Genomic DNA, 12217 nt, shown 5'->3' with positions numbered 1-12217 from the left:
TTTTGCTTAGCGACAATAGCGACATAGAACCACCTGATCCCATTCCGAACTCAGAAGTGAAATGTGTTAGCGCCGATGGTAGTGTGGGAGTTCCCATGTGAGAGTAGGACATTGCTAAGCTTCTAATTAAGAAAAGCCCGCAACAATGTTGCGGGCTTTTTGCTATTTAAAATTTAAGAAGAGGTGTAAGTGGCAAAGAATATATATTTTCTTTGTCCTAATCAATTACCCTTATGCGGAGTTATAAATAGTTTAATGAGAAAGTTGTTATCTTCCCCTGTTAACATGGCACTTTCAGATGCCGAAAATGCTATCTATCAAAATGCTTTAAAATACATAGCTGAAATTAGTTTAAACCTGATGGCAGTTAAAGTAACTGAACATCCAGATGATTTTCTAGGGTGGAGTAATACATTACTTGATGTATGTAGAAACAAAATTAATTTTGATTTATTAGAGCCAGAACAATTCAAGCCGCTTAAAAAATTAGAAGATATTTTAATTAGCGCAGTCAGCATCAGTCAGCTGAAAATGACGAGAATTGCTCCATGGCCGATCTATGTCGACTTTATAAAGCATCAAGCGGATATTCACGCATTAGACGAGCGTTTACGTCTTTTAGAGTATATATCCACTATTAGAAATATTCCGCTTGCACAAATGAGTGACACGCAACGTTTGGCGTTTTCTGGAAAACATACTTCAATGCATGAGCCTTCAGTGTTTACTTTCGATGTTGAATGGTTTGCAGGAACAAAGGGAGCCAAGATATTTCAAACGTTACTTGAACAACAACCAGAAAAATTTGATGAAGCGTTAAGTCATATTCCTTTGGAGGGAGATGTAACTCCTGCGCAATACCAAGCGTTTATTAATTCATATAGAGATATTTTTACTTCATATGCAGTTGATAAACCATCAGGAGAGAAAGCCCCTTTAGCTCCTGCAACTCGATTACTTGCGATGAGACGCCCTGATCAATTTATCGCGCTAACCAATAGTAAAATAGATACTCTATGCCAAGGTTTATCAATTGCGAAATTAAGCGCTAATGACTTTGATGGTTATTGGCAAGACATGATTGGTACCATCAGAACTTCTGCTTGGTGGCATCAAGCTGAACCAGAACTAGCAATAGAATTAGAAGAAAGCATAGAGCATAAAGTATGGCGAGCTAGAGCGTTATTTATTGATGTGTTTTTATATGCTGATGAAAATTTAGCATTAAACTCAAATTATCTTCGCCTTCTAGATAAGCGTAGTAAAAAAAATACCACCTCCACAAAAACTATTACTCGTATTAAAAGTAAACAAACAGCAGAGATGATTGTCGATAAGGCGCTTGCTGATGAATCTTTGCCTGAGTATATTCAAGGAAAGCGAGAATCCATTATCAATGAAGTAAAAAATGGCAAATCGGTAGAGCATGTAATAGGGTTAATGAGAGCTATATTTGGTTAATATCTATTTATCCTTTGGTTTATTTTCGGTGTTTTTTTAATTGGAAAACACCGTCTTTTAATAAGTTACTAAGTCAAGTTTAGTTGTACTTTCATACCTTCTTATTTGATTTGTTTAATTTACTCGTACATTTAGATTACATTTAACTTGCACTTTTTTACAAAGAGTTTATTATTGACTAATCGTCAGTGACGTTTCGTCACTATAAGGTAATAAAACACTATGACACCCAGAATACTCGATGAAGCAGCACTTCAAGCCAGAGAAGAGCAAATAATTGATGAAGCTATAAAACTAATTGCAAAATTAGGCATTGAAAATTTAACTATGGATAAAGTAGTCGCTAAAGTTCCTTATTCTAAGGGCACAGTCTATAAGCACTTTATTGGTAAAGAAGATTTATTGCTGGCAATTAGTAACCAAGCAGTAAAGTTATTATCAGGGTTATTCTTAAGAGCTTTTCAATTTGAGGGGGGTACACGTGAAAGGATGTTACTTTCTAATTTTTCGTATTTGTTATATGCGATTTTACACCCTGTGCTCTTTCAAACTGAAATTTGTGCTAAAGCGCCTAATGTAATAGGTAAATCTAGTGAAGCCCGAATCAAAGAACAAGACGTGTTAGAAACAAAACTCATGGGTGCAATTTTCGGGATTATCGAAGAAGCTATTGCTGATAAAAGCTTACTGCTACCTGAGCATATGGATATTCAACAATTATGTTTCGCTAATTGGTCAATGGCCTATGGCACTATTGCCTTACTTTCTGGTGAAGTAGAGCAATGCAGTGGTCGAACAAACCTAATTGTTGAGCGAGAATTATTTAATCAATGTAACCTTTTATTTGATGGATTGCAGTGGAAGCCATTAACAAAAGATAAACAGCATTGTAGTGAGTTAAGAAAAACCATTGAACAAGTTTTTCCAAACGAATTAATGTTAATAAAAGAGAAAGGCCGAGAGCTTAATTTTTAGTTCTTGGCCTATAATTGACGGTGTTTTACACCGTTTTTTTTAATTCATAAAGTGACGAATCGTCAGTGAAAATGGAGTGACCTATGCGAGATAAACTTTATAGCTTTGTTGGTAAATACCCTATTTGGGTGATACTAGTTTGTATCACCTTGATGGTATTTGCAGGTGCAGGAGCACAAAAGCTAGTATTTAAAAATGATTATAGAGTATTTTTTGGTGAAGAAAATCCACAGCTAACCGCATTTGAGTCAATGCAAAAAATTTATAATAAAACTGACAATGTCGCTTTTATCGTTATACCTAAAGACGGTAATGTTTTTACTGCTAAACACTTAGAATCTATAAAAGGGCTAACAAAAGCAAGTTGGCAAGTGCCTTTTTCTACGCGTGTTGATTCTATAACTAATTTTCAGCATACCTTTGCTGAATACGACGATATGATCGTTGAAGACTTAGTGATGAAAACTGATAATTTGTCAGCAACAGATCTAGAAAAAATTAAGCAAGTAGCCTTGAGTGAGCCTTTATTGCTGAATAAAATAATTGCCAAGGGTGGCCATGTCTCAGTCGTTAATGTCACTGTCCAATTACCCGGTATTGATCCGTTAACTGAAACACCACAAGTGGCAGAAAGTGTTAGAGCAATTAAAGCAAAATATTTAGCTGAGAATCCTGATAATCAAGTGATGTTATCTGGAATGATAATGATGAACACATCTTTCACTGAATCTGCACTTAGTGATAATGCGACACTTATTCCATTAATGTTTTTAGTTGTTATTGTAACCATTGGATTATTATTACGTACTATTACAGGTACTGTTGCAACGGTACTCATTATTATTATGAGTATTGTGACTACTATGGGGCTTGCGGGCTGGTTAGGCTTTTATTTAACAGGCCCTTCTGCATCTGCTCCAACTATGATCTTAACCTTGGCCGTGGCAGATTGTATTCATATTTTAACGTCCATGTTTTATGAAATGCGTCAAGGTGCTGATAAGAGAACGGCCATCGCTCGAAGTATTAAAATTAACTTTCAGCCTATATTCTTAACCAGTATTACTACCGCTATTGGCTTTTTAAGCATGAACTTTTCAGATTCTCCGCCTTTTAGAGATTTAGGAAATCTTGTGGCCATTGGTGTTATGCTCGCGTTTGTCTTCTCTGTGACTATTTTTCCTGCGCTGCTTACTGTTTTACCAGTCAATGTAAAAGCTAAACAAGAAAACAAAAAAGATAGTATGGCAAAGCTTGCAGATTTTGTTATAGATAATAGAAAATTATTACTCATATTTACGAGTGTTTTTATTCTGTTATCAGCTTCGTTTATCCCCAAAAATGAACTCAATGATGATTTTGTCAAATATTTCGATAAGAGTGTTCCTTATCGCGCAGCGACTGACTATATGCAAGACAATTTATCCGGGATGATGGCTGTAGAAATATCAGTAAAAACAGGTAAAGCTAGTGGTATTAATTCTCCTAGCTACTTACATGCCGTATCAGACTTTAGTGATTGGTTGCGTGATAGACCTGAAACTGATCACGTTAATACCATAACCGATACATTGAAGCGCTTAAATAAAAATATGCATGGAGATGATCCTAATTGGTATAAGTTACCTGATAGCCAAGAGCTTTCAGCGCAATACTTATTGTTGTATGAAATGTCATTACCTTATGGTTTAGATTTAAATAACCAGCTAAATGTTGATAAATCGTCATCTAGAATAGTGGCAACATTCAAAAACATGACTAGTAATCAACTTATTAATATTGAAAGCGAAATGCGAAAGTGGTTTAAGGAAAATGCGCCGCAATATGAGGTAGATTTTGCTAGCCCTAGTTTGATGTTTGCTCATATTGGTAAGCGAAATATCACGAGCATGCTCGTGGGAACTACATTAGCTTTAGTATTAATATCGATATTACTTGGCTTTGCATTAAAAAGCGTTAAATTTGGCTTCATTAGTTTATTACCTAACTTAATCCCTGCTGCAATCGCGTTTGGTTTATGGGGACTTTATAGCGGACAAGTTGGTTTAGGTTTATCCGTAGTTATTGGTATGACGCTAGGTATTGTTGTTGATGATACCGTACACTTTTTAAGTAAATATATTCATGCTAAACGTGATAAGAACGCAAGTACTTATGAAGCGGTGCATTATGCTTTTGATAATGTAGGTAGAGCCCTTTGGATAACGACCTTTGTACTAGTAGCGGGTTTTAGTGTATTAGCACAGTCAACCTTTAGAATGAATGCTGAAATGGGGCTATTAACCGCCTTAACTATATTTGTAGCCTTAGTTGTTGATTTTCTTTTCTTACCGCCATTACTTATGGCGTTAGACAAAAAAAAGAAAAAACAGCGAGAGTCGTTAAAAAATGGTGAAGTAGAGCCTTCAACGAGTGTAAGTTAGCACAATGGTTTTTTAGTCAATTTATATAGTCAATTAAATAGCAAATGGAAAAATTATGTTAAATAAAAAATTAGTATTAGCAACAGTCTCTAGCTTGTTACTAAGCGTTACCTCGGCTTCTGTATATGCTTTAACTGCAGAGGAGCAAAAAGGGTTAGATATCTCTGTAGAGTCGAAGAAAAAAGATGAAGGTTGGAAAGATTCATCTGCAGACATGTTAATGATCTTAAAAAATAAGCAAGGGCAAGAAAGTATTCGTGAAATTAAAATCAAATCCCTTGAAATAAAGAATGATGGCGATAAAAGCTTAACCATTTTTAATAAGCCTAGAGATGTTAAAGGCACGGCTTTTTTGAGTTTTTCTCATCCTATAGAAGCTGATGAGCAATGGTTATTTTTACCTGCGCTAAAACGAGTTAAACGTATATCTTCTCGTAACAAGTCTGGTCCTTTCATGGGTTCGGAGTTTGCTTTTGAAGATTTAAGTTCATTTGAAGTTGAAAAGTACACTTATAAATATTTAGGTGATGAAACAGTAAATGGTGAAGTGAGTTTTAAAGTTGAACAGTATCCGGTCGATGAAAACTCAGGATATACAAGGCGTGTTGTTTGGATTGATCACAGTGAATACCGTGTTCAGAAAGTTGAGTTTTATGATCGAAAAGATTCTTTGCTTAAAACGTTAACTTTTAGTGATTACAAACAGTATTTAGATAAGCACTGGCGTGCTGATATACAACATATGGTAAATCATCAAAATGGTAAAAGTACTGAGTTAAAGTGGAGTAATTACCAATTTAAGACCGGTTTAAAAGACAGCGACTTTAACCGTAACTCATTAAAACGAGCACGATAGAATGAAACGTACATGGTTAGCCTCTGCACTGATTACAAGTATGATTACGTCTATTTCAATGAGTGCGACAGAATTTGAATTGTCAGGAAAAGTCTCTGTTGAGCATCGCCACTTTTTTAAAGATGCTCAGTTTGAGGGGCAGTTTAATGGTGGGCAATCTTCAGCAACAATAGAGCCTGAACTTTATTGGAGTTGGAATGATGGTTTTGACAGCATTATATTCACCCCTTTTTATCGTGTTGACAGCCAAGATGATAATCGACAGCATGGAGATATTAGAGAATTAGCTTATATTCATGCTGCAGATGATTGGGAGTTACGTGTAGGTATCCGTAAAGAATACTGGGGAGTTACTGAATTTCAACATCTAGTTGATGTGATTAATCAAACAGACGGCGTAGAAGATTTTGACGGTGAAGATAAGCTAGGCCAGCAAATGATTAACTTATCGTTAGTGCAAGCATGGGGAATCGTTGATTTTTTTATCTTACCTGGCTTTAGGGAACGTACATTTGCGAGTGAACAAGGTCGATTACGTGGTCCGATTGTTGTCGATAAAAACAATGTTAATTATGAGTCATCTGCTGAGCAACAACATTTAGATGTAGCCTTGCGATGGGCACATAGTATTGGTGACTTTGATTTGGGTAGCTATTGGTTTCATGGGACAAACAGAGAGCCAATTCTTACGCCTAGTTTTAATAGTGAAGGGGTGGTTCTTCAGCAATATTATAATCAAATGGATCAATTAGGTTTAGATGTTCAGGCAACATTAGGTGATTGGTTATGGAAGTTTGAAAGTATTTACCGTAAAACAAGCACAGAAAGTTTTGTTGCCACACAAGCTGGATTTGAATATAGCTTCATTGGGATTTTTGATACTAACCTTGATTTAGGATTACTTACTGAATACGCTTGGGATTCACGTGGCGTTGTTGACTTTAACACTATTGAGTTTGGGAAGTCAGGATCTGTGTTTCAAAATGATCTATTTGTCGGCACTCGGTTAGCATTTAATGACATGCAAAGTACAGAGATGTTAATGGGGGTTAGTACTGATCTTGATCATAGTGCGAATAGCTTTTTAATGGAAGCAACTAGACGCTTTGGAGATAGCTTTAAAGCAAGTGTCGATATAAGATTATTACAAAGTAGTGATTCTATTGATAGCGCATTTATGCTTAGAGATGACGATCATGCTCAATTTAGTGTTGAATGGTATTTTTAACGTTTAATCACTTCGCTTCGCAAGGGGGCCAATTTAGCGAGTAACTTATTTTGAGTGCGATAGCTAATGTTCTCTTTTTCCATCGCTTTAACTAACAATTCTACAACACGGTTAAAGTCAGCTTCGTTAATGTTCATGCCTGTATGAATATCGACCATGTTATCGCCTTTATATTTGCAAGGGCCGCCACTGATATCACACATGTGGTTGATAAAGCCTTTTCTAAAATGGCTGACACTGGCTTTGGCGAAGTAGGGAAATACTTGCTTATCTTTGGCTAACTCTTTTATGAAACTATCGACTAAACGGGAGATGCCTTGTTCTTCTCCTAGCTGAATATATAAGCTGCCTTGATGATTATTAATTGTAGTTGAACAGCCAGATAAGCTCGCTGAAAATATCATGAAAAATAAAAATAGCGTAACCTTGTTCATTAAAATTGTCCTGATAGTGAAAAGTAGAAGCCTTGCTGGTTGCCTATACCAGCAATCGTATCTAAATCTAAGTAGGCAGCGGTTAGGTTGATGTGTTTGTTTGGAAACCAAGCAATAAACATGTCTCGCCAGTGACTTTCATTTAAGCCTAAATTATCCGGTTTTTTACGGTACTCAATGCCAATAGCGATATGTTTACTCAGTAAAATTGCTGCTGACAGCTCAGGGAATATCGCAGCTGAATTTTTACCGCCAAAGCCTAATAACCCCATTTCATTTGCTTGAGTATAACGAAATGTTGCGTTCCAGAGAAAATTATAGCCAGCAATAGCGCCTAAATGGAGCTTACTCGCTGCTAGGTAAATATCCGTCCCTTGCTTTTCTTTAGCGCCTAAGGCAAAAGCAATATCAGCTGTTTTGAGTCTTTTATGTTGTAACCCTAATGAAAATTGTGGCCAGTTGCTATAAATCAGGTCGCCATATAACCTAAATTTAGCACCGTATATATCTTGCTTGAGAGTGACATTAAGGGGATCAACGTCAAACTGTTGCTGGGCAATTGAAAGCTCAACGCGATCGTATAAATTGGCTTGTGCGCCACAAACATTCAAACTGAAGTTTTTTACATTGGCTACTGAGCAAAAGGCAGACGCTGCTATTTCATCTTCACTGGCATAGCCAGCTAATTGTGCCCAAGGGACAATGCCGCCGCCGCCAGAGCCTTCAATTTGAGATACTCCTGGTGTCGCTAAGATCTTACCATCAGCGAAACACAAAGTAGGCAAGATAAGAAATACGCAGCTAAGGAAGCGTTTTATTGTCATAGTCTATATACCATTGAATTAATTCATTAGATTTTAGCGGCTTTGATAAATAATAGCCTTGAGCGTAGTTACATTGATAATCAGCGAGTAAAGCTAAACTTGCCTGAGTTTCAACACCTTCAGCGACAACGCTTAATCCTAACTTGTGTCCTAGCAGTATGGTTGATGAGGTAATGTCTTGATCTTGTTTATTTGAATCTAAGTTTAAAATGAACTCTTTATCAATTTTTAATTCATCTACGGGTAATTGCTTTAGTTTTGCTAAGGATGATTGGCCAATGCCATAATCATCTACGGATATTTGAAATCCTAGTGATTTTAAATAGGTTAGCCGTGTTATGACTAAGCTTTCATTTTCAGCTAAATCTCTTTCCGTAAGCTCTAAAGTAATAGACTCAGGAGTAACTTGATGGGCGGAAAGCGTATCTAATAAATATTCTACAAACGTGTCATGTTGAATGTCTTGTGCCGATAAGTTAATGGATACTTTAAACTGGTAACCTTGGTTAACCCAACTTTTAATTTGTATGACAACTTGCAGAATTACCCAGCGTGTTAAGTTGACAATTAAGCCTGATTTTTCGGCTAAGTCGATAAATAATTCAGGGTTAACAAACTCTCCTTTAAGGTTTATCCATCGTATTAATGCCTCTAATTTATCTATTTTTCCAGTTTTAATATTTAATTTTGGCTGATATACCATAAACATAGGACTTTCTGGTTGCTCTAACGCTGATTTTAATTCATCAATTAAGGCTAATTTATTTAGATAGGCTTCATCTTCACCAGTTTGATAAAAGCGAATTTGACTTTGATCTTGATTTGCCGCTGCAACAGTCATGGAGGCACGACGCAGTAAACACTCTGCATCATCATTATTATCTTCGGACAAAACCACACCAAAAGAAAGCGCTATGGTGATTTTGATGTCATTGATCCAATAGGGGCGGTTTAGCTCTAATAATAAATGTTCAAGAAAGTGATTGATTTGTGTTTTGTTTAATTGTTCAAGCACCAATAAAAACTCATCAGCATTTAATCGTGCGATGCCTTTGACATTAACACTGATACCATCAATTGGTTTTAAATACTGGCTTATTCGCTGAGCCAGAACTTTAAGAATATTGTCACCGTTAATAAGGCCAATGGTATCATTAAGTGCTTTAAAACCTTTTATATTAAAAGCAATGAGCGAGAGCTTTTGCTTTTCATTCATTGACTTAGTGACTTGCTGTAAAATTTTCTGTCGGTTATATAAGCCCGTGAGCATATCTCTTTCGGCCTGAAATTTAATTTCCTTTTCACGACTTTTTATAGCGGCGCCCATGACTGAGAAACTTTGGTATAACTCACTAAATTCTACGGGTAAATCGGTCGTTAATTTAGGTACATTAAGATCACCACGACCGACACGCTCGGTTAGCTTCATTAAGCTATGTAGTGGTTTTGCCATGCCTCGTGAGAGTAATTTAGATAAGGCGATTGCAATGAATATCACAAAAAGCGCTATCACTAAAATGGAATAAACTAATTGGTAAAAGTCCCGGTGATATTTAGCTAATGGAGCGGATAATATGACATTGATTTCGTTAGAATCAGCCAGCGGCCTGACTTGATGATAAAAATCATCTCTTGACCAGAGTAAATTACTTGGTGGCGACGTTGCTTGCGATAATAATTGTGTACCAGGGATTTGCTCAACCATAGTTGAGGTCATAAGAACTGTTCCCTTAATTAGTGAAATATCTAATAAAATCAGTTCTTTTAATTGTAATAGCGAGGCCTTATTCACTTCAAAACCAATGACTGAATAACCTATGGTTCTAGGCGCTTTAACGGGGACAACAATGACTTGATAAACAAAATTATCAATACTTAAAAACTGCGCGTGAACATCGATTAACGGCAAGGATTTAATGCTGTCTTCAATCAAGGCATTTTCAAGGGGTTTGCTGGCACTAGTTGAAACTAACTGACCATCGACATCAATTAGCATCATTAAATCGGCATTGATACGCTCACCGTGGTTTAATAAGACACTGTTGATAGTGTTGCTATCTCGACTAGCAACCGCTTGTTTAAAACCAAAATCAGCTGCTAACACTCTGGCTGCTGTCGTTAGCATTTTCTCTTGAGAGACCAAGTTCTGATTTAAAACATTTTCAGCAAACAAGAGTTGGTTTTTTACTTGGCTTTCTGCATATTCAGTTATACGAAGCCAATAACTTGCCGTTAATGAGATAACGGTTAACAAGATTAAGCTGGTTGAAAGCCAGGTGATTTGCGCTTTAAAACTGTATCTATTGAGCATGATGAAAAACGTCTTCGAAGCTATCACGTTGTTTTGGTTGTTGTGTTGGTAATTGTAGTTTTAGCTCTGTTTTGGTCGCGAAGGAGGAAAATGATTGACGACTATTGATATCCCCAGTGGTATTAGCATGCCAAACATCAATCTTTTCTATCTCAGTTGCTGGTATCGGTAGCTGAACTTGTCCTTTTTCGTCGGTTAAATAGGTATATGGATTATTGGTCACGTAAATATAGCCCACCATGGCATCATGAATATTGCACCCAAGGACCACAATACCATGTTGGTCAAAAAGGATGGGGTCTTTCGGTTTGTTTGCATATAACTTTAATTCAAATGTTTTTGTCGAGGAAAATGAATAAACATGGTGGCGAATATCGTCACTGTTAGGAAAAGCGACTGCACTATGCTGGGGGACAATCAATACTTCTGGGACAAAGGATTTATTGACTTGATCCATAATAAGCGGCTCAGTGGTTACCACAGCGGTTTTGGCTGCTATCTGTGTTTGAATTTCGATGACAGCATTTTTTAATGCTTGATTATGTTGATTATGTATCGTTAAGGTGGTTTGCGCCAAAAGTGGTAAGCAGAAAAGTAATGCCAGACTGGTTAATCCGTTAATAATTATTTTTAAACTCATAGACATAAACTTTCAACAAGTGGTAGTTATGAGCATACATCCACCTATTGAATTAGTCTAACTTCATATTTAAATAATTTAATTGTCGTCTAAAAAAGCATAATTCGAGTTGTTGTTGTTGATACGCTTTAATTACCAATTAAACCATTGATATGAGCAACAACACTGCGACCCAGAGCACTGAGGGAGTATCCGCCTTCAAGCACAGACACTATTCTCCCTTGAGAGTATTCATTGGCGATTGTTTTTAACTCATCTGTGACCCAACGATAATCAGCTTCTGTTAAGCTCACCTGTGACATGTCGTCTTCTATATGCGCATCAAATCCTGCTGAAATAAAAATAATATCGGGTTTAAACTTTTTCAGGGCTGGTAGCCAATGTTCAGAAATGGCTTTTCTAAAATCTGCCCCTTTGGTTGTTGCAGCTAGCGGGGTATTGATTATAGGCGGGGTATCACTTTCTTGCATCTCAAAAGGATAGAAAGGATACTGATAACTAGAGCAGAATAAGTAACCTGAATCATCCTTAAACTTGTTTCTTACTATGTCTTCTGTGCCATTTCCGTGATGGACATCAAAATCAACAATAGCGACGCGTTTTAATTGGTACTTTTTTTTAGCATAAGCCGCAGCTACAGCAACGTTATTAAAAAAACAAAAGCCCATGCCTTTATCATGTTCTGCATGATGACCTGGTGGTCTAGTGGCACAAAAAGCGGAGCTTAATGTACCGTCCATAATAAGATCTACTGCATCAATGGCAGCACCCGCTGAAAGTAATATTGCTGGTAATGTTTTGGCATTCATCACTGTGTCTTCACCCACAACAAATGTACCTTCATCGGGGGCATTATCTATAACAGAATCGACGTACTCTTGAGTATGTGCAAGCGTAAATAAAGACTTATCAATGGGGTTAGCATCAAATTGGCGAACAACATAGTCTAAACCACTACGGATCAGCTGATCTGATATTGCCGTTAGGCGTTTGCCATTTTCAGGGTGATGCTCACCCATGTCATGTTCACCACAGCGATAGTGACCTATAATTCCAACGGGCATA

The 12217-nt window shown here is 36.8% G+C and carries 10 protein-coding genes and 1 rRNA gene; 6 read left to right on the top strand and 5 right to left on the bottom strand.

Annotated features, from left to right (window positions below; genetic code table 11):
- Window positions 1–5 precede the first annotated feature (5 nt).
- The 6 genes from rrf (at window position 6) to D1094_RS15890 (ending at window position 6943) form a co-directional block, all read left to right on the top strand.
- A 5S ribosomal RNA gene (gene rrf / locus D1094_RS15915) occupies window positions 6–120 on the top strand.
- Between the two features lie 135 nt (window positions 121–255).
- Window positions 256–1461 carry a hypothetical protein gene (locus D1094_RS15910; protein WP_118961094.1) on the top strand — a complete coding sequence of 402 codons (1206 nt, stop codon included), beginning with the start codon at window positions 256–258 and terminating at the stop codon, window positions 1459–1461.
- A 222-nt stretch (window positions 1462–1683) separates the two neighbouring features.
- A complete protein-coding gene (locus D1094_RS15905) occupies window positions 1684–2436 on the top strand; it encodes a TetR/AcrR family transcriptional regulator (protein WP_118961093.1) in 753 nt (250 codons plus the stop codon).
- Window positions 2437–2519: 83 nt separating this feature from the next.
- Window positions 2520–4859 (top strand): RND family transporter, encoded by a 2340-nt coding sequence (locus tag D1094_RS15900; RefSeq protein WP_118961092.1) that lies wholly within the window; start codon window positions 2520–2522, stop codon window positions 4857–4859.
- Window positions 4860–4914: 55 nt separating this feature from the next.
- Window positions 4915–5715 (top strand): outer membrane lipoprotein-sorting protein, encoded by an 801-nt coding sequence (locus D1094_RS15895; protein ID WP_118961091.1) that lies wholly within the window; start codon window positions 4915–4917, stop codon window positions 5713–5715.
- Between the two features lies 1 nt (window position 5716).
- Window positions 5717–6943 carry a hypothetical protein gene (locus D1094_RS15890; RefSeq protein WP_118961090.1) on the top strand — a complete coding sequence of 409 codons (1227 nt, stop codon included), beginning with the start codon at window positions 5717–5719 and terminating at the stop codon, window positions 6941–6943.
- Here the strand turns inward: D1094_RS15890 and D1094_RS15885 are convergent.
- The 5 genes from D1094_RS15885 to D1094_RS15865 all read right to left on the bottom strand — a co-directional run bounded on the left by D1094_RS15885 (window position 6940) and on the right by D1094_RS15865 (window position 12216).
- Complete coding sequence (locus D1094_RS15885; RefSeq protein WP_118961089.1) at window positions 6940–7377, bottom strand: group 1 truncated hemoglobin; 438 nt, start codon at window positions 7375–7377, stop codon at window positions 6940–6942. The genes D1094_RS15890 and D1094_RS15885 overlap by 4 nt on opposite strands.
- A complete protein-coding gene (locus tag D1094_RS15880) occupies window positions 7377–8201 on the bottom strand; it encodes a DUF3034 family protein (RefSeq protein ID WP_118961088.1) in 825 nt (274 codons plus the stop codon). Before D1094_RS15880 ends, D1094_RS15885 begins: the two co-directional genes overlap by 1 nt.
- Window positions 8179–10512, bottom strand: a complete 2334-nt coding sequence (locus D1094_RS15875) for an EAL domain-containing protein (protein ID WP_118961087.1) — start codon at window positions 10510–10512, stop codon at window positions 8179–8181. Before D1094_RS15875 ends, D1094_RS15880 begins: the two co-directional genes overlap by 23 nt.
- The gene (locus D1094_RS15870; RefSeq protein WP_118961086.1) at window positions 10502–11152 is read right to left on the bottom strand and encodes a methylamine utilization protein; all 651 of its coding nucleotides are present in this window, start codon (window positions 11150–11152) and stop codon (window positions 10502–10504) included. The genes D1094_RS15875 and D1094_RS15870 overlap by 11 nt, the downstream gene beginning before the upstream one ends.
- 128 nt (window positions 11153–11280) lie before the next feature.
- Window positions 11281–12216 carry a histone deacetylase family protein gene (locus tag D1094_RS15865; RefSeq protein WP_118961085.1) on the bottom strand — a complete coding sequence of 312 codons (936 nt, stop codon included), beginning with the start codon at window positions 12214–12216 and terminating at the stop codon, window positions 11281–11283.
- Window position 12217: the final 1 nt, after the last annotated feature.

Source organism: Colwellia sp. RSH04 (assembly GCF_003545765.1).
In the GTDB taxonomy this organism is placed as follows: Bacteria; Pseudomonadota; Gammaproteobacteria; order Enterobacterales; family Alteromonadaceae; genus Colwellia.
The sequence above is the reverse complement of the archived record's forward strand: the minus strand, read 5'-3'. Positions and strand labels throughout refer to the sequence as shown.